At 50.0% G+C, this 18,575-nt stretch carries 20 protein-coding genes and 1 other annotated feature; of the genes, 2 read left to right on the top strand and 18 right to left on the bottom strand.

What is annotated here, in order from left to right; all coding sequences use genetic code 11:
* Positions 1-126: 126 nt before the first annotated feature.
* From PUQ60_RS03675 to PUQ60_RS03615, 13 genes are all read right to left on the bottom strand, one after another.
* Positions 127-789 carry a hypothetical protein gene (locus tag PUQ60_RS03675; protein WP_273379218.1) on the bottom strand — a complete coding sequence of 221 codons (663 nt, stop codon included), beginning with the start codon at positions 787-789 and terminating at the stop codon, positions 127-129.
* Between the two features lie 165 nt (positions 790-954).
* Complete coding sequence (rplL, locus tag PUQ60_RS03670; protein ID WP_107001383.1) at positions 955-1,326, bottom strand: 50S ribosomal protein L7/L12; 372 nt, start codon at positions 1,324-1,326, stop codon at positions 955-957.
* A 104-nt stretch (positions 1,327-1,430) separates the two neighbouring features.
* Positions 1,431-1,919: a 50S ribosomal protein L10 gene (gene rplJ / locus PUQ60_RS03665; RefSeq protein WP_022360614.1), complete on the bottom strand. Its 489-nt coding sequence runs from the start codon at positions 1,917-1,919 to the stop codon at positions 1,431-1,433.
* A 47-nt stretch (positions 1,920-1,966) separates the two neighbouring features.
* Positions 1,967-2,101, bottom strand: a sequence feature (ribosomal protein L10 leader region).
* 37 nt (positions 2,102-2,138) lie between these two features.
* Positions 2,139-2,906 (bottom strand): 2-C-methyl-D-erythritol 4-phosphate cytidylyltransferase, encoded by a 768-nt coding sequence (gene ispD / locus PUQ60_RS03660; protein ID WP_273379215.1) that lies wholly within the window; start codon positions 2,904-2,906, stop codon positions 2,139-2,141.
* A 114-nt stretch (positions 2,907-3,020) separates the two neighbouring features.
* Positions 3,021-4,190 (bottom strand): tRNA (adenosine(37)-N6)-threonylcarbamoyltransferase complex transferase subunit TsaD, encoded by a 1,170-nt coding sequence (gene tsaD / locus PUQ60_RS03655; protein ID WP_273379213.1) that lies wholly within the window; start codon positions 4,188-4,190, stop codon positions 3,021-3,023.
* Between the two features lie 5 nt (positions 4,191-4,195).
* Positions 4,196-5,107 carry a ribonuclease Z gene (locus PUQ60_RS03650; protein WP_022360617.1) on the bottom strand — a complete coding sequence of 304 codons (912 nt, stop codon included), beginning with the start codon at positions 5,105-5,107 and terminating at the stop codon, positions 4,196-4,198.
* A 221-nt stretch (positions 5,108-5,328) separates the two neighbouring features.
* Complete coding sequence (locus PUQ60_RS03645; RefSeq protein ID WP_181357235.1) at positions 5,329-5,571, bottom strand: hypothetical protein; 243 nt, start codon at positions 5,569-5,571, stop codon at positions 5,329-5,331.
* Between the two features lie 116 nt (positions 5,572-5,687).
* A complete protein-coding gene (locus PUQ60_RS03640) occupies positions 5,688-6,092 on the bottom strand; it encodes an ACT domain protein (protein WP_022360619.1) in 405 nt (134 codons plus the stop codon).
* An 85-nt stretch (positions 6,093-6,177) separates the two neighbouring features.
* Complete coding sequence (gene rimI / locus PUQ60_RS03635) at positions 6,178-6,666, bottom strand: ribosomal protein S18-alanine N-acetyltransferase (protein ID WP_273379209.1); 489 nt, start codon at positions 6,664-6,666, stop codon at positions 6,178-6,180.
* Positions 6,666-7,415 carry a tRNA (adenosine(37)-N6)-threonylcarbamoyltransferase complex dimerization subunit type 1 TsaB gene (gene tsaB, locus PUQ60_RS03630; protein ID WP_273379207.1) on the bottom strand — a complete coding sequence of 250 codons (750 nt, stop codon included), beginning with the start codon at positions 7,413-7,415 and terminating at the stop codon, positions 6,666-6,668. The genes rimI and tsaB overlap by 1 nt, the downstream gene beginning before the upstream one ends.
* A gap of 23 nt (positions 7,416-7,438) precedes the next feature.
* Positions 7,439-7,864, bottom strand: coding sequence for a tRNA (adenosine(37)-N6)-threonylcarbamoyltransferase complex ATPase subunit type 1 TsaE (tsaE, locus tag PUQ60_RS03625; protein WP_022360622.1), 426 nt, complete (start codon positions 7,862-7,864; stop codon positions 7,439-7,441).
* Positions 7,861-8,358 carry a YcxB family protein gene (locus PUQ60_RS03620; RefSeq protein ID WP_273379204.1) on the bottom strand — a complete coding sequence of 166 codons (498 nt, stop codon included), beginning with the start codon at positions 8,356-8,358 and terminating at the stop codon, positions 7,861-7,863. The genes tsaE and PUQ60_RS03620 overlap by 4 nt, the downstream gene beginning before the upstream one ends.
* A 93-nt stretch (positions 8,359-8,451) precedes the next feature.
* The gene (locus PUQ60_RS03615) at positions 8,452-10,605 is read right to left on the bottom strand and encodes a Tex family protein (protein WP_118652073.1); all 2,154 of its coding nucleotides are present in this window, start codon (positions 10,603-10,605) and stop codon (positions 8,452-8,454) included.
* Between the two features lie 232 nt (positions 10,606-10,837).
* Between PUQ60_RS03615 and PUQ60_RS03610 the strand changes: the two genes are divergently transcribed.
* A complete protein-coding gene (locus tag PUQ60_RS03610; protein WP_118492426.1) occupies positions 10,838-11,218 on the top strand; it encodes a hypothetical protein in 381 nt (126 codons plus the stop codon).
* A gap of 93 nt (positions 11,219-11,311) precedes the next feature.
* Here the strand turns inward: PUQ60_RS03610 and PUQ60_RS03605 are convergent, their stop codons facing one another.
* From PUQ60_RS03605 to PUQ60_RS03585, 5 genes are all read right to left on the bottom strand, one after another.
* Positions 11,312-12,529 (bottom strand): homoserine dehydrogenase, encoded by a 1,218-nt coding sequence (locus tag PUQ60_RS03605; RefSeq protein ID WP_273379201.1) that lies wholly within the window; start codon positions 12,527-12,529, stop codon positions 11,312-11,314.
* Between the two features lie 5 nt (positions 12,530-12,534).
* A complete protein-coding gene (locus PUQ60_RS03600) occupies positions 12,535-12,978 on the bottom strand; it encodes an ACT domain-containing protein (protein WP_273379200.1) in 444 nt (147 codons plus the stop codon).
* 204 nt (positions 12,979-13,182) lie between these two features.
* On the bottom strand, positions 13,183-14,310 hold the full coding sequence (gene prfB, locus PUQ60_RS03595) for a peptide chain release factor 2 (protein ID WP_273379198.1): 1,128 nt from the start codon (positions 14,308-14,310) through the stop codon (positions 13,183-13,185).
* 212 nt (positions 14,311-14,522) lie between these two features.
* Positions 14,523-17,105 carry a preprotein translocase subunit SecA gene (gene secA, locus PUQ60_RS03590; RefSeq protein ID WP_022360628.1) on the bottom strand — a complete coding sequence of 861 codons (2,583 nt, stop codon included), beginning with the start codon at positions 17,103-17,105 and terminating at the stop codon, positions 14,523-14,525.
* Between the two features lie 145 nt (positions 17,106-17,250).
* Entirely contained in the window at positions 17,251-17,634 is a 384-nt protein-coding gene (locus PUQ60_RS03585; protein WP_273379196.1) for a hypothetical protein, read from the bottom strand.
* A 372-nt stretch (positions 17,635-18,006) separates the two neighbouring features.
* On the opposite strand from PUQ60_RS03585, the gene raiA reads away from it, so the two are divergent.
* The gene (gene raiA / locus PUQ60_RS03580) at positions 18,007-18,534 is read left to right on the top strand and encodes a ribosome-associated translation inhibitor RaiA (RefSeq protein WP_022360630.1); all 528 of its coding nucleotides are present in this window, start codon (positions 18,007-18,009) and stop codon (positions 18,532-18,534) included.
* The last annotated feature ends 41 nt before the right edge of the window (positions 18,535-18,575 follow it).

Genomic DNA, 18,575 nt, shown 5'->3' with positions numbered 1-18,575 from the left:
TGTCAAACGATGGTTCCATTTTAGCACAATCGAAGCGGTTTCTCAAGTTTTGCTTCCCAAATGTCCCCTCCGCAGATAAGTGGACGTTACTGTTCACGCATACGTGCCCAGTAACTAAGTGGACTCTCAATCGCAGGAAGCAAAATTGCGGATAAAGCCGACCGAATTCTGCGGAATCGATACGGTCCTCTCCTGAATATCTCCGACAATCTGGTAAAACTTCTGGTTTATCCGATACATATGCGATTTGCGGTTAAAAAAGACCGTCTTTTCAAAGGGCCAGCGGATGACGGTCGGCGTCTTGAAATCCACTCCCAGCTCGAGAATCAGAAGCGCATGGTTTAAGGTTCCAGCCAGCCATTCCCGGTAGAGATTCCAGCTTTTCAAATAACCTTCCTCGATATACGGATTCGCCAGAACTGTGTTTTCTGTCAGCGGTGCCCCACAGTGCGGGCAGATACCATCCGCCACCTCGCCGCGCTCCCAGATATCCTTCGTACAGCCTTTCGAACACTGAAGCCAGTTCACATTACCGCACGGCGCCGTGATTTTCGCTTCATCCAACGAGCTTTCAAAGATGCGCGCATCCTTTGCGGTTGTCACGATAAAATAATCCTTCCCCTCTGTCATCGATGCCAGCGCCCGGTATGCCTCCTGTACCTCCGCGCCTCCCGCCTTTTCCCATTCGCTTCCAAGCCCAATCAGCAGAAGTTCGCACGCCTTAAGCCGTTCCCGAAGCGTTTTAAGTTCCTCATCTGCTGCCGTTTCATTTCTTGTCTTCTCTGCCATCTTGATTTGATTCCCCCGTTTAAAAAAGAGTCTGCATCTTCGCGGAGCGTTTTTTTATTTCATAGGACGCAATTTCCCATGAAATAAAAAGAGCCTGGCATGCGCTCACGCACACGCCAGACTCCCCATCTGTAATGCAATTAGCTCTATGCGAAATTACTTAAATTACTTTAAGGTAACTTTAGCGCCTTCAGCCTCTAATTTAGTCTTGATGTCCTCAGCCTCTTCCTTGGAAGCGCCAGCCTTAACTACCTTCGGAGCACCGTCAACTACTTCCTTAGCCTCTTTCAGACCAAGACCTGTAGCTTCACGAACTACCTTGATAACTTTAACTTTGTTCGGGCCAACCTCTGTCAGCTCTACGTCGAACTCAGTCTTCTCTTCTGCTGCCTCAGCTGCACCTGCTGCTGCTACAACAACGCCTGCTGCTGCGGATACACCGAACTCTTCCTCGCAAGCTTTTACTAAATCGTTTAACTCTAATACGGATAATTCTTTGATTGCCTCAATGAACTCAGCTGTTGTTAACTTTGCCATTTTAATATTCCTCCTGTGATTGAATTTTAAATCGGCCTTATGCGGCCTCTTGCTTTACTATGCGGCTCTCACGCACCTTACACCCTGCTTTGCAGGTAAGGGTCTTATGCCTCCTGCTGCTCTGCGATCTGTTTGATAACACGAGCGAAGTTTGTGATCGGAGACTGCATGCTTCCAAGAAGTTTTCCAAGAAGAACTTCTCTGGACGGGATGGTTGCGATAACCTGCATGCCCTTTGCATCGTAGTAAGTATCCTCTACAACGCCGCCCTTGATCTCAAGCTTGTCTGCTTTTTTAGCGAACTCAGCTAAAATTCTTGCCGGAGCTGTAGCATCCTCTTTGGATACAGCCAGAGCGGTCGGACCCTCCAGATTCGGCTCCAGAGCCTCGAACGCGGTACCCTTAGCAGCGAAACGAATCATGGTGTTCTTATATACTTTATAAGTAACACCAGCTTCTCTTAACTGCTTACGGAGCTGTGTGTCCTGCTCAACTGTCAGTCCACGGTAGTCAACTACTACTGCGCCCTTAGCGCCGTTGAATAATTCTGCGATTTCAGCAACAACCGGCTGCTTTAATTCAACTTTTGCCATGATTGGTTTACCTCCTGTTTTATTTCTATAACCGCCTGGTAAACGTTTTCTGTAAAATAAAATCCCTCCGTCACTCGCAGGACAGGGGGATAGAAATATACAACGATATCAGTTCCCTCGGCAGGCGTATTAACCTTATGCCTTTCGGCACCTGCTGTCTTCGGCAGTTAAACACGATAAGTACTATAACATAGAAGTCAAGGGTTGTCAATAGACCTATTAACTTTTTTTATTTTTTAAAAATGCAGCCGCAACCTCCATATCCTCCGGCGTTGTCACCTTGATATTCCGGTAAGACCCTTCGGTCAGGCGTACCTTGTGATCGGTCATCGTCTCGACCACCATCGCATCATCCGTCACTCCCTGCTGGTACTCTTCCCGACTCATCATCTTGTCATACGCCGCGCGGATCAGCGGGTAAGTAAATCCCTGCGGTGTCTGAATCATCCAGACATGCGCCCGTTCCGGCGTCACAGAGGCAAATCCGTCCGCATCCGCCAGCTTGACCGTATCCTTTGACGGCATGCCTGCCACTGCTGCGCTATAACTTCGTATATCTGATACGATACGTTCAATCATCGACTCATCCACAAACGGACGCGCCCCGTCATGAATCAGGACGCAGTCCCCCTCCCCATAGGAAAGCTGGCTGCCGAGCGCCTTTAAACCCTCGTAGACCGAATGGTAGCGCTCTTTTCCGCCCGCAACGATAGCGCGCACCTTGGAAAATCCATATTTTCCTACAATCTCGTCCCGGCAGTACGCGATCTCATCCGCCCCGGTCACCAGAATCACATCATCGACCCGGCTCTCCTCAAACGCGTGAAGTGCATACCAGATGACCGGCTTTTCCTCCAGAAGGAGAAACTGCTTCTGAATCTTGCTTTTCATCCGTTTTCCCTGCCCGGCTGCCAGAACGATAGCGGCGGTGCGGGTCGGATGCGGTGTAATTTTCTCTTTCCCAAATTGATCCAATGTATGTTCCATCTCGTTTCTCCTCCATGCCAGAACGATCTCTTAAAACACTCTTTTTCCACTTTTTGTCAAATCAATATTTTAAAAAAACTAACCGCAAAACAATTCTTCCTGAAAAAATTTGTATTATCTCTCGCCCAGCTTCAAATTCGGCACCGCATTCAGATCCCAGCCTGCACGCGCGCCCTTCTTATATTCATAGTACGCCGCCGCGCCGATCATCGCCGCATTGTCCGTACAGAAGATCGGTGACGGATGGAAGAACTGGATGCCCGCCTCTTTACAGGCCTTCTCCATGCCCGCCCGGAGAGCGGAGTTGGATGCCACACCGCCGGCGATCGCCACGCGCTTATAGCCGTGCTGTTTCGCCGCCTCGATCGTGCGCGATACCAATACTTCCACAACCGCATTCTGGAACGAAGCCGCCAGATCCGGCACGTTGATCTCCTCACCCATCATTTTCGCATGGTTAATATAATTTAAGACCGCCGATTTTAAGCCGCTGAAGCTGAAATCATATGGATTGTCGCCCACTTTTGCCCGTGGAAACTCAATCGCATGTGGATTTCCCTCTTTTGCCGCCTTATCGACCTTCGGGCCGCCCGGATAACCGAGCCCGACCGCGCGTGCCACCTTGTCAAACGCCTCGCCTGCTGCATCGTCTCGGGTGCGTCCCAGAATCTCAAATTCGCCATAATCTTTCACAATCACCAGATGTGTATGTCCGCCTGACACGATCAAGCACATGAACGGCGGTTCCAGATCCGGATTTTCGATGAAATTTGCCGATACGTGCCCCTCGATATGGTGTACGCCGACCAGCGGCTTCTTCGCCGCATACGCGAGTGCTTTGGCTTCCGCCACACCGACCAAAAGCGCGCCAACCAGCCCTGGACCGTAGGTAACTGCAATCGCCGTCATCTCCTCCAGACTCATATGTGCCTCTGTCAGCGCCTCTTCAATAACCTGGTTGATCTTCTCGATATGCTTTCTCGACGCAATCTCCGGCACAACGCCGCCAAACAGCGTGTGAAGATCGATCTGGGAAGATATGATATTGGAAAGAACGGTACGTCCGTTTTTCACGACTGAAGCTGCCGTCTCATCACAGGAACTCTCGATTGCAAGAATGTAAACATCTTCTGATGGGTGTCCGTTTTCTGTATCATGCACGGAAATCTCTGCCCCCGATACCGGAGCTTTCCCTAGTCCCCGTTCCAATGCTCCTGAAACTGGCATTTCCATCCGTTCGTCCTTCTTTTCTTCTATATTCTCTCTCTTTTCTTCCGTCTGCATCGCCCTTACTCCTCATCAAATCCCAGCTCTGCCGTCCAGCCATCGCGGGCGGCTTTCGCTCTCGGGAATATCTCACGCACTTTATCCATATAATCATCCGGACGGATGAGCGACGGGCTGTAATGAGTCAGCCACATTTCCTTCGGCTGGGCCTCCTTCGCCAGGTGCGCCGCCTCCTGGAATGTCATATGCTTGTATTCTCTCGCCTTGGCTTCTTTCCCGTCCTCGCCGTACATGCCTTCACAGATAAACAGATCCGCATCCTTCGCGTACTCCGCAATTACCGGAAGCGGTCTCGTATCGGTACAGTATGCCACCTTGATTCCCTTCCGGTCACCTCCGAGCACCATATCCGGTGTCAGCGTTCTGCCTTCCTCCTCGATCGTCTCCCCCTTCTGCAGGCGGCTCCAGAACTTCTGCGGAATCTCCTGCGCCCGCGCGCGTTCCACATCGAACCGTCCCTTTCTCGGAATCGAAATCGAGTACCCATAACAGGTCACATTATGGTTGACCCGGTACGCATCGATCACATACGGTCCAATCTGAAGCTGCTGTCTCGGCTCCGTCAGCTCGATAAACTCAAGCGGAAACGGCAATTCCGGCGCGATCGTCCGCAGTGCCGTCACCACGCGTTCCAGTCCCTTCGGTCCAATCATCGTGATCGGCTCCGTCCGCTCCGCATTTCCCATCGTCAACAAAAGTCCCGGCAGACCGCTGATATGATCCGCGTGATAATGTGTAAAACAAATCACATCCACCGGCTTTGGGCTCCAGCCCTTTTCTTTCAACGCAATCTGCGTGCCTTCCCCGCAGTCTATCAGCAAATTGCTGCCCGAGCAGCGGACCATCAAAGCCGTCAGCCACCGATACGGCAGCGGCATCATCCCGCCCGTTCCCAGCAAACATACATCTAACATGAAGCATCCTCTTTTCTATTAAATAAATGATTCATAATAAATCTTTTTAATTAAAAGTCACGCAAAAAGCTGTCAAAACACCTTTTCTCCTAACTCCCATATCATTTAATAATATCATAAAGAAATACTATGTTGCAAGCCAGAAATTCAGCAATCCAATTCACAGGAGAGACGCAGATAGCGCACCGCCTGTCCCGCGTTTCTCCGTCCCCCTCACGACTCTACAATAGCTCCGTCCTCTCCTCCTTATCTGCCTCAATCAGAAATTCCCGCGTCACTCCATCATAGCACTCCTCGCACAGATCAAAATGATGCACCTCCCCATCTTTCTCCGAAAAATAGTCCCATGCCACATCAAAATGCGCCGCTCCTTCGCGCAGAATGCCTTCTTTCACCGCCAGCTTCTTCCCGCACCGGTTGCAGACAACCGACAGAAGAATGCCGCTCTCTCCATATTTTCTCATGCTCTCCTCGCCTTTCTCTTCTATATACGCAAAATGGAGAAGCCATGTCCTCCACAGCTTCTCCATCATTATACTGTTTTTTATACCGGTTTTTAAGCGGAAAGTGCTGGAAATACTTACAGTACCTTATATCCCTTCGATGTCAGGCAGATGCTGACCTCCCTCACATCGTCCGTGTGAAGCACCATAACCGGCTTGCCAGAATCACGATTGAAGGAGAGATACAGGTAATCCACATTGATATTGCTCTCTTCGAGGGAAATTAACAGACGGTTGAGTGCTCCGACCTCGTCATCCAGTTCGACGCCAAGCACCTCTGTCAGACGGCAGAGATAACCAGCTTCCGCCAGCACTTTCTCCGCGTGCTCTGGATTAGAAACAACCATACGGATAATACCGTACTCCGCACTGTCATTCGTGATCGAACCCCAGATGTTAATATTCTCCTTCTGAAGAAGGGATGTAATATTCTGTAAACGTCCTTTCTTATTCTCTGCAAAAATAGATACCTGACTCAGCATATGAACCTCCTACCGTTCTTTTCTTTTAATTTAACACTGTAAAGTGTTACGCTTTTATCTGTTAAACAGTATACTCATTTCCATTTCATCTGTCAATGCTTTTTCCGCTTCTTTTCCAATAAATCAGCGCATCTTCCGTCGGCCCGCTGTAATAATTCTTCCGAACCGCCTCTTTCTGAAAGCCATACGCCTCATACAGCGCAATCGCCGGGGCATTGGATGCACGCACCTCCAAGGTGATATCCTCGACGTTTTCTTCCTCTGCTTCCCTTAACAGCCGTTCCATCAGAAGCCGCCCATAGCCGCGCCCCCGGCTCGCGCCGTGAACCGCGATCCGCATCAGCTCGCCTTCCCCGGCAATGACGCGGAAATTGCTGTAGCCACAGACGGTTTCATCCTCTTTCAGCACCCAGGCTTTATCCCAGCTGCTCGTCAGCAGATCCTGTAAAAGCTTCTCCGACCATGCATCCGAAAAGCATTCCAGTTCCAGTGCCCGGACCGCAGGAAGATCCCCCGGCTGTAAATCCATTATCTGAACACGAAGCTCTTTTTGCGTTCCCGTTCCTGCCGCCATTATTTCTTCTCCACAACCACAATACCGGCTGCCAGCTTATCCATCTCGCCCTGGCGCTCTGCGACCTCGCGCTCGCGCTCCGCCTGCGATTTCCGCAGATAATCCGGCTTGTGCTCGGCTGCCGTCTCAGTCTTTCCCTCTGCCAGATACACTGCGCCAAGCGCTGCCACCGCCGAAGCTCGCTGACGGCTCGCCTGTGCCGGTGCAAACGAATACGGCACCTTCATCTCTTCCTCGATCACCGCCCGGTTGACCGGCACACCGTCCCCCAGGAAAATCACGCGCTCGCCGCGCTCATTTAACTCGGCAATCAACGCATGGATATCCGTAATGTACTGTTCTTTCACAATCTCGAACTTCTCTTCATACCGATAGAGTCCCGTGTACACCTGCTGCCGTCTCGCATCCAGCATCGGGCAGATGAGCGCCGAAGCCCCGTACAGACAATATCCCATCGCATCCATCGTCGGCACATGGATCAGCGGCTTCTTGAGCGCCAGTCCCAGTCCTTTCGCTGTCGCAGAGCCAATCCGAAGCCCCGTAAAAGAGCCCGGACCGCCGGATACTGCGATTGCATCGATGCTTTCCAACGGCACCTCCAGCATTTTCACAATCTCATCAATCATCGGAAGAAGTGTCTGCGAATGCGTTTTTTTCAGATTCACCGTATATTCCGCCGTGATCACATCATCCGTAACAATAGCAACCGATGCCACCAGGGATGCGCTTTCGATTCCCAAAATTCTCATTTTCTCTTTCCTCCTGTCGCCGGCTACTGCTCGTTTACTGAAATTTTCCGGTAATCAAAGCCCTTTTCCAGATCCTTTTCAATCGTGATCTGGATCGGATGTTCCGGCAGGATCTCGCGGATGCGCTCCGACCATTCGATCAGGCAGATACCCTCGCCGTAGAAATAGTCCTCATAGCCAATCTCATCCATCTCGTCCACATCGCCGAGACGATATACATCAAAATGGTAAAGCGGCAGGCGCCCATCGTCGTACTCCTGCACGATCGTGAAAGTCGGGCTGTTGACCGGTTCCTGAATTCCAAGTCCCGCGGCAAACCCCTGCGTAAAAACCGTCTTTCCTACGCCCAGATCACCATTCAAACAATACACCTGCCCTGCCTGCGCTTCCATTCCAAGCTTTTTTCCAAACGCATACGTCTCTTCCGGGCTGTTTGTTTCTATCATCATGCTCGAATTCCTCTTCTCTTTTCCTGCGGCAGATTTCTTGTAAGCATACTGAGAAAAATCTGCTCCTCCGAACCTCTGAACACGCGCTTCGGCATCAGGTACGCCTTGTCTCGACCCAGGTAAAGCACATATATTCCCGCGATCTTTTTCACTTTTACCAGCTTATCCCAGCTGATCTCACCCTTGCAGTTCGCCTGGCGGGCACGGATGCCCTCGTCTCCAATGTGAAATACAATCTCAGCTCCCGTTTTCGCATCCCCGGCGGTGCGCTCTGCCTGTTTCCAGATTGCAAAAATCTGAAAGCCTGTCAAGGCAATCACTCCCAGAATCACCAGATTCGTCACCTGCGTTCCCAGACGTTCCTCGCTGGCTGCCGCTGCAATAATAACGAGCACCGTCAGTATGATGCATCCGATTCCACGCAGTCCCGCCCAGAAATTGTACATCGAATAAATAAAAATCTCTTTTGGCTGTATTTTTACACGTAAGTCCATTTTATCTTCTCCCTAATTTTCTATGCCTTATCCGCCGCCCCATTTCAGTCAGCGCTCCTGCATCCTATAACCAACGACTGAATCTGCCGTGGTTTACTTCGTCTCCCGGATTTTCATCGTCAGCGAAATGCGCTTCTTCGCCACATCAACCGCCAGCACCTTGACCTCCACGATATCCCCGACGCTGACCGCCTCCAGCGGATGCTTGATATAGCGGTCTGTCATCTGGGACACGTGAACCAGACCATCCTGATGCACGCCGATATCCACAAACGCACCGAAATCAATGACATTCCGCACGGTTCCTTTTAAAATCATGCCCGGCTTCAAATCCTTCATTTCCAGCACATCCGTGCGGAGAATCGGCTTCGGCATCTCCTCACGCGGGTCGCGCGCCGGTTTTTCCAACTCGCTCACGATATCGAGTAAGGTCGGCTCGCCGATCGAAAGCTCTTTTGCCAGCTTTGCCGTATCCGCGATCTCCTTGCGGATATTGCGGATGCCGCCCGCCGCGATCTCCTTCGGATCATGTCCAAGCTGCTTTAAAAGTGCCTCCGCTGCTTTATAGCTCTCCGGGTGCACACTCGTCGCATCGAGCGGATTCTTGCCGCCCTGGATCCGCATAAATCCGGCGCACTGTTCATACGCCTTCGGTCCCAGCTTCGCCACCTTCAAAAGCTCACGGCGCGTTGAAAATGCGCCATTCTCCTCCCGATATGCCACGATATTTTTCGCAATCGTCTTGTTAATGCCGGAAATATAGGCAAGCAGCGGCGCCGATGCCGTATTCAGATCCACGCCGACCTTATTTACGCACGTTTCCACCACGCCCTGCAGCGCCTCGCTTAAATTTTTCTGGTTCATATCATGCTGGTACTGACCGACTCCAATGGATTTCGGATCAATTTTTACCAGCTCCGCCAGCGGATCCTGCAGGCGTCTCGCGATCGATGCCGCACTTCTCTGTCCGACGTCAAACTGCGGAAATTCCTCCGTCGCCAGCTTGCTCGCCGAATAAACCGACGCGCCCGCCTCATTGACGATGACATACTGAACTTTCTCCGGAATTTCTTTTAAGAGTTCCACGATGATCTGCTCAGATTCTCGGCTTGCCGTACCATTCCCCACTGAGATCAGGGAAATGCCGTACTTGCGGATCAGCTTTTTCACGATCTCCTTCGACTCTTCCACGCGGTTCTGCGGCGCAGTCGGGTAAATGACCGTCGTATCGAGCACTTTTCCCGTCTCATCCACAACTGCCAGCTTGCAGCCCGTCCGGAATGCCGGATCCCAGCCGAGCACCACGCATCCTGCGATCGGCGGCTGCATCAGGAGCTGTTCCAGGTTCTTGCCAAATACCTGAATCGCGCCGTTCTCTGCCGTTTCTGTCAGCCCCGCGCGGATCTCGCGCTCGATCGCCGGTCCGATCAGGCGGCGGTAGCTGTCCAGAATCACTTCTTCCATCACGCGCGCCGCATCCCCATCCGGGCGGATAATCAGCTGTTTCTCCATATACCGGACAATCTGCTCCTCCGGCGCTATAAGCTTCACGCTCAGAATCTTCTCTTTCTCACCGCGGTTGATCGCCAGCACACGATGTCCCGCCAGCTTTTTGACTGGTTCGGAGAAATGATAGTACATCTCGTACACCGACTGTATCTTCTCATCCTTTGCGGATGCCTCCAAAAGACCGTCCTGCATCGTCTTTTTACGTGCGTAGTTGCGGTATTTTGCCATCTCGCTGATCTGCTCAGCCAGAATATCACGCGCGCCGTCTATTGCCTCTGAAACATCTGCAACACCCTTTTCTTCCGACACGTACTTCGCCGCCTCCGCCTCCAGGCTGCCGCCCGCTTCCTGCTTGTAAATCCAGACTGCTAACGGTTCCAGCCCTTTCTCACGGGCAATTCCGGCACGGGTGCGCCGTTTCGGGCGGTACGGAAGATAAAGATCTTCCACCGCAACCAGCGTCGCCGCATCGCGGATCTGTTTCTCCAGCGCCGGAGTCAGCTTCTCCTGGGCGCGGATCGCACCGATCACCTGCTCCTTTTTATCCTCCAGATTCCGAAGATAACGCAGTCGCTCATCTAGCTGGCGCAGCACCTCATCATTCAGGGAACCGGTCGCCTCCTTGCGGTAGCGCGCGATGAACGGGATCGTGTTTCCCTCATCGATCAGCTTTACCGCCGCTTCGACCTGATTTCTCCCTATCTGAAGCTCTTCTTTCAATGCCTGTATAATATCCATGCAAAAACTCTCCTTCAATATCAATACGCTGTTTAATCATACCATTCCAGCGCATATTTCGCAAGTCAATGCCTAACTGGACAAGCGGCTTTATTCATGATACACTTTTATCGGATTCAATCCGCCAGATGGGCATAGATTTTGTTTTGCCCTATTCAGCGGCTGTCTCTAATTTTCAGAAAAGGATGTAGCTGTTTTCTTTTTTCACAGTTATGAAAGGATTAGATATACGATGAGTTATTACGATGAAACACCTTCTCCGAAGGAACATTCAGATACAAATGAAACCCGGCGCAATCGTTCGCGCCGCTATGCTACGATGTCAATGATGTGCGGCATCTTCGCATTTTTCTCCCTGTTTTTGAGTTTTTCCGCCGCGATTCTGCTCGGAATGTCGGCGAATGTACTGTTTGTCCTCTCCAAGGAGGAAGGACAGCCGCGGCGCGGCAGCGCAGTGGTCGGGCTGATACTGGGAGTTATGTCTACCATCTTTGGAGTAGTTGAGTTTTTCTGCCTGATCCAGGTGTACCATATGATTACGGATCCGCAATATGCGCCGTTTTTTGATCAGGCAATGGAGTTGTATGAGAGTTTGATTGGTCCGTTACAATAAAATGATTGGCAAGGGGACCTTTTTCTGTGTATTTCTTGCGTTAAAAAGCACACCGCGTCATGAATGACTTTGGCGTGCTTTTTACTTTATATCCTATTTTGTATAGCGAATTGTCTGGCGGATATCTTCCTCGAATGCCGCTGCCAGTTTCCGGAAGCGTGCTTCGGTCATTTCTCCGGTTACGACCGCAAATTCGTCCATCTCCGGGAGTTCGATGGTTTCTGCCTCACCGAAGGCTGCACGCACATCGGCAAGTTTGTCGGCTGATTTGCCTGCCAGTCGGAGGAAGTAGCTGAAGGTTACTTCGCCCATCGGTGCAACTGGCTGTTTTTCGTCGGTCCAGCCGGTCGGGATGTTGTCTTCCATGTGTCCGGCGATCTCTACGATGTCGCTGACGACTGCACTGGCGGTCGGGAGTTTTCCGGCGCCGCTGCCGTAGAACATGACGGTTCCAAGTGTATTGCCGCGAACCATGACTGCATTGTATACGTCATTGACTGCAAAAAGCGGATGATCCGGTCCGATCATCATCGGGCATACATAGACACTGGCTTTATTGCCTTCCATGCGGCTGGTTCCAAACAGTTTAATCGAGGTTCCCAGCTTTGCCGCATATTTGAAATCGGTATCGGTAATCTTTGTGATGCCCTCGGTCGGCACATCTTCGTAATTTACTTCTTTTCCAGTTGCCAGTGAGGTAAGAATCGTGATCTTGCGGCAGGTATCGTAGCCTTCTACGTCTGCCTCCGGGTTGCGCTCTGCATATCCGAGTTCCTGCGCTTTCTTCAAGGCTTCCTCAAAGGTCTGACCTTCTCTTGCCATCTTGGTAAGGATGTAGTTGGTTGTACCGTTTAAGATACCGCTGATTTCCTCGATCTTCTCGCCTGCAAGAGACTGGGTCAGCGGACGCAGAAGCGGGATGCCGCCGCCTACGCTGGCTTCGAAGAGGAAGTTTAAGTTCTTCTCGCGTGCAATCGCCAGAAGCTCGGTGCCGTGTGCCGCTACAAGTGCCTTGTTGGAAGTCACAACGTGCTTACCGGCTAACAGGCACGCTTTTGCAAACTTGTATGCCGGATTGACGCCGCCCATCGCCTCCACAACAATCTCTACTTCTTCGTCTTTTTCAATGATCTCAAAATCATGAACAATCTGCGCTTCGTGCGGATCACCCGGAAATTCACGCAGATCCAGAATATATTTTACTGCAATCTCTTTGCCGGTTTTTTCTGTGATTTTGTCTTTGTTGATTTCTAATACTTCTACGACTCCGGAACCAATTGTTCCATAGCCCATCACTGCTACCTGAATCATAATCTTTACTCCCTGGCTATAATTTTTACGTTGTGTACTCCCGAATTTTCTTCCATCTCTTCGACCATATGCGATATATTTCCGGTATCCGGGCGGACTTCCACGCTGAGTGTCAGCGTCGCCACATTGTTGACCGGAATACTCTGATGAATCGTCAGAATATTCGCCTTGTAAATCGCTACGATATGAAGAAGATCCGATAAAAGTCCCTGTTCATCATCCATCTGCAGCACCATGGTAATCGTTTTGCCCTTGGCGTTGTCGTAAAATGGAAAAATATCGTCCTTATACTTATAAAAGGAACTCCGGCTGATCCCAAGCTGGTCGGTCGCCTCCTGAATCGTCATCGCCTTTTCCGACGCAATGAGCTTCTTCGCTTCCGCCACCTTCAAAAGGACTTCCGGCACTGCTTTCTGCTTTAACAGATAATACTTTGTCTTTTCTTCCATTCCATCTCCGCTTATGTACGCACCAGAAATACATTTGTGTTTACCAGGAAGATATTATCACATTTATTGACACTCTGCAATCTATTTTTTTCATAATAATCGAATTGTATCTGTAAAAAAACAGCCTGAACTGACGGCACTCGACAGAGTGTTTTCTTCTCTGTCAAACTTTTGTGCCGCCAATCCAGGCTGATTTATCTTCTTTTACGCCTCTTCTGTCTTCTGGTTTTTCAGGCTGATCCACTTTAAATACGCACTGATAAACAGATCAATATCTCCATCCATCACCGCGTTCACATTGCCATTTTCAGCGTTCGTCCGGTGATCCTTGACGAGCGTGTACGGCTGCATAACGTAGGAACGGATCTGGTTTCCGAAGTTGATGTCCTTGACATCGCCGCGGATGTCGGACAACTTCTCGGCATTCTCCTGTTGTTTGAGCAGGTACAGCTTTGCCTTTAACATCTGCATCGCCTTGTCCTTGTTCTGGAACTGGGAACGCTCATTCTGGCACTGTACGACGATACCAGTCGGCAGATGCGTGATACGGATCGCGGAGGACGTCTTGTTGATATGCTGTCCACCGGCACCACTCGAGCGATAGGTATCGATCCGCAGATCGTCCGGATTAATCTCCACATCCAGATCTTCTTCAATATCCGGCATGACATCACAGGAGACGAACGAGGTCTGACGCTTGCCAGCCGTGTTGAACGGGGAAATACGGACCAGACGATGGACGCCTTTCTCCGATTTCAGGTAGCCATAGGCATTTTCGCCGTTGACCTGCAGTGTGATGGACTTAAGTCCCGCCTCGTCGCCATCCAGGAAATCAAGCACCTCGGTCGTAAAGCCCTTTTTGTCCGCCCAGCGCTGGTACATACGATACAGCATACTGCACCAGTCCATCGCCTCGGTACCACCCGCGCCCGCGTTCAGCTTGAGGATCGCGTTGCAGCCGTCGTACTCGCCGGACAGGAGTGTCTTTGTGCGGAGTTCTTCCAGCTCTTTGACGAACTCATCTAACATCTCCTGAATCTCCGGAATCATCGCCGGGTCATTTTCCTCATAGCCCATCTCGATCATGACCTGGATATCCTCATACTGCTGTTCAAGGTGCTTGTAGCCATCCACGGTATCTTTGAGATTTTTCGCCTCACGGACCGTCTTGGTCGAGCGCTCCGGATCATCCCAGAAGCCCGGTTCTTCCATTGATTTGTCAAGCTCCGTGATGCGGCGCTCCTTATTTTCCAGATCCAGGGAATCCTTGACCTCTTTCAGCGTCTCATCGTAGGTTGATAATGTATACTTAAACTGATCTAATTCAACCATGCTCTCACCTTCTCCATTCTCATCTATCTGCTGCCATTTTCCTCAACGGTTCAGCATTCTTTCAGTTATATTTTGTTACGGATCACACACATATAGACCGTAACTCTTTTTTATATTTGGAAAAATTCCCGGAACCAGGTATTTCGCCATAGTTTCGGGAATTTTCTGCACAGACTGCTGCAAAATCACGGCAGCCTGCCTTCTTTCATCTATTAATTCTTCGCGTACAGCTTCCGTCCACAGCACTGTTTGTACTTCTTGCCGGAACCGCATGGGCACGGATCGTTCGGGTAAATCTTCTTCTCCTCACGCTTCTTCGGTGCCTGCACGGTGCTGTCGTCACGGTTGGTTCCCGTTACCTTGGCAGCCGGTTCACGCTCGACCTTCTGCTCTGCACGGATGTGGAACAGAATACGGACGGTATCCTCACGGATCGCTGCCGTCATGCTGTCGAACATCTCATAGCCGCTCATCTTATACTCAACCAGCGGGTCTCTCTGACCATATGCCTGCAGACCGATGCCTTCGCGCAGCTGATCCATATCGTCGATATGAGCCATCCACTTTGCATCAACCACTTTCAGAAGGATCACGCGCTCCATCTCGCGTACCTGTTCCGCGCTTGTAAACTCTGCCTCGCGTGTCTCATAAAGCTTCGTTGCCGCCTCTTTGAGCATATGTTTCAGCTCATTTTTCTTCATATGCTGCTGGTCTTCCGTCAGCTGAATCGGCTCTAACGGGATAACCGGAAGCAGCAGGGAATTTAACTCGGACAGATCCCACTCAGCCGGTTCCTGCTCATCAGAGATGGACATATCTACGGCGTTTTCTACGATATCCGTGATCATCTTCATGATAACGGAACGCATATTCTCGCCATCCAGTACACGGCGGCGCTCTGCGTAGATTGCCTCACGCTGCTCGTTCATAACCTCGTCGTATTTTAACAGGTTCTCGCGGATACCGTAGTTGTTGGTCTCAATCTTCATCTGTGCTTTCTCAATCGCCTTGGAAAGCATCTTGTGCTCGATCTGCTCATTCTCCGGTACGCCCATCGCGTTGAACATATTCATCAGACGCTCTGAACCAAAGAGACGCATCAGGTCATCCTCCAGGGACAGGTAGAAACGTGATTCACCCGGATCGCCCTGACGTCCGGCACGACCGCGCAGCTGGTTATCAATACGTCTGGACTCATGACGCTCTGTACCGATAATCTTTAAGCCTCCCAGTTCTCTGGAAATCTCATCCAGCTTAATATCCGTACCACGACCTGCCATATTAGTCGCGATCGTAACGGCACCGTGGATACCTGCATCTGCTACGATCTCAGCCTCCAGCTCATGGAACTTTGCATTTAATACCTTATGCGGAATGCCGCGTCTTGTCAGCATCTTGCTCAAAAGCTCGGAAGTCTCGATCGTAATGGTACCAACCAGAACCGGCTGTCCCTTTTCATGGGCTGCTGCCACTTCCTCGACAACCGCATGGAATTTCTCTTTTTTCGTCTTATAAACCGCATCCTCGTAATCAATACGCTGTACCGGGCGGTTCGTCGGGATGGAGATAACGTCCATCTGGTAAATGTTACGGAACTCCTTCTCCTCGGTCTGTGCCGTACCGGTCATACCAGCCTTCTTGTTGAACTTGTTGAAGAAGTTCTGGAAGGTAATGGTTGCCAGCGTGCGGCTCTCACGGCGCACATGTACGTGCTCCTTCGCCTCAATCGCCTGATGGAGACCATCGGAATAACGGCGTCCCGGCATGATACGTCCGGTAAACTCATCGACGATCAGAACCTCGTCATCTTTTACCACGTAGTCCTTATCGCGGAACATCAGGTAGTTGGCACGCAGTGCCAGGATGATGTTGTGCTGGATCTCCAGGTTCTCCGGATCCGCCAGGTTCTCGATGTGGAAGAAATCTTCAACCTTCTTCACACCAGCCTCGGTCAGGTTGACTACTTTATCTTTCTCATTGACTACGAAATCGCCAGTCTCCTCGATCTCCTCGCCCATGATGGCTGCCATCTTGGAAAATTCTGCTGATTCCTCGCCCTTTTCCAACTGACGTGCCAGAATATCGCACACCTCATAGAGCTTCGTGGACTTGCCGCTCTGTCCGGAAATGATAAGCGGGGTTCTCGCCTCATCGATCAGGACGGAATCGACCTCATCGATGATCGCATAGTCCAGATTCCGCATAACCATCTGCTCTTTGTAGATCGCCATGTTGTCACGCAGGTAATCGAAACCAAGCTCATTGTTGGTAACGTAGGTAATATCACAGTTGTAAGCTTCCCGGCGCTCGTCGGAATTCATTGAATTTAAAACCACGCCGACAGTCAGACCGAGGAATCTGTGAACCTCGCCCATCCACTCTGCATCTCGTTTTGCCAGGTAGTCATTGACGGTAACGATAAATACGCCCTTTCCAGCCAGCGCATTTAAGTACGCCGGTGCGGTGGAAACCAGGGTTTTACCTTCACCAGTACGCATCTCTGCGATACGTCCCTGATGCAGGACGATACCACCGATCAGCTGAACCGGGTAATGCTCCATATTTAATACCCGTCTCGCCGCCTCACGCACGGTTGCAAATGCCTCCGGCAGGAGGTCGTCCAGCGTCTCGCCGTTTGCAAGGCGCTCTTTGAACTTGCGCGTATTGTCGCGCAGTTCGTCATCCGATAAGGCAACCATCTGCTCGCGCATACCTAAAATCTTATCCACAATCGGGCGGATCAGCTTCAGCTCGCGTTCGCTGTGGGTACCAAACACTTTCTCTATCAGATTCATGCTTTTCTCTCCTATTTCTTGCTTTCTCGTTCTTTTTTCGTTTTTATAGCTCAATGTATGATGTGTTTTAGATCGAAAAGATCATATAGGTATAGTTATACAATCTTATTTATTCTAACACTAACAGGGATTTTATTCAATGATTTCATGATTTTTTTACATTTATTCTGCGCACGCGCCCGGCTAAGATAAGCCGAACCTGCCGTACCCGGAAAATCCCAGCCATAAAACAAGACCCTCCATACACGAACAAAGGAACCTGCTGTAAAACGCCGCCTCCCTGCCTATCCAGGTAAAACGTTTTTTCTTCTGCCAGCCCGCCAACTTTATGGTAAACCAGACAAGTTGCACAAAATATATGTTCGACTTTCTTGTTGTCCACATTATCCACATTTTGTCCCCAGTTTTGTGGATAAGTTTTGCACACCCATTTTTTCCCTTTTTTAGGGAAAATGGAGTTTTGCACCGACTTATCCACATTATCCACAATTTCCGTCTGTTCACGAAGCCCCCATTTTCCCCGGCGCATTTTGATTTCTTTTTTGTTCAGATCTCATAAACTTGCATATTTCTTCCAAAAATACAAGCAGATCTATTGACAAATGAAGAACCCTTGCATTGCCTCCAAACCCCCGTTTTTTCTAGCTTTTTCGACCTTTTTCTGTTGCAAAAACACACCCATTCTGCCCTATCCTGCAAGACTCTTTTTTCATATTTCATTGTCCGCCGCACAAACCGCGCGCAAATCCCTTATAAAACAACAGCAATTCATGAAAAATCAAACGACACAGTATTTCGACCTGTTTTTCAATTAATTGTGTTGACAATTTTGCGAAAAAGGTTGAATTTAACATCCAAAAGTGGTATACTATAGCCATCCCAATAAAAAGGAGCGATGATTATGCGTTATAAGATTACTGGAAGAAATATCAATGTTACCCCGGGGTTAAAAGCAGCTGTAGAGGAGAAGATCGGAAAGTTAGAGCGATACTTCAATCAGGACACGGAAGTGAATATCACACTTACGGTTGAGAAAGATCGTCAGAAGATCGAGGTTACCATCCCTGTCAAAGGCACCATCATCCGTGCAGAACAGGAAAGCAACGATATGTATGTATCGATTGATTTGGTAGAAGAAATCATCGAGCGTCAGCTCAAAAAATATAAGAATAAAATCGTAGACAAGAAACAGGCAGCCGTTGCATTCTCTGACCTCTTCATAAACGAAGAATATGATTCCAACGACGAAGTAGATATCGTCAAAGTAAAGAAATTCGCTATGAAGCCGATGGATCCGGAAGAGGCTTGTGTACAGATGGAACTCTTAGGACATAGTTTCTATGTATTCCTGAATTCCGAGACCGAGCAGGTCAATGTTGTTTACAAACGTAAAGGCAACACCTACGGATTGATCGAACCAGAATTTTAATTCATCGCTTCGTACTATAAGTAGACAAGTTTCCTAGCAAA

The organism is Clostridium sp. AF02-29, assembly GCF_934835585.1.
Lineage (GTDB): Bacteria > Bacillota > Clostridia > Lachnospirales > Lachnospiraceae > Otoolea > Otoolea fessa.
This window is presented reverse-complemented; position numbering and strand designations above follow the sequence as displayed.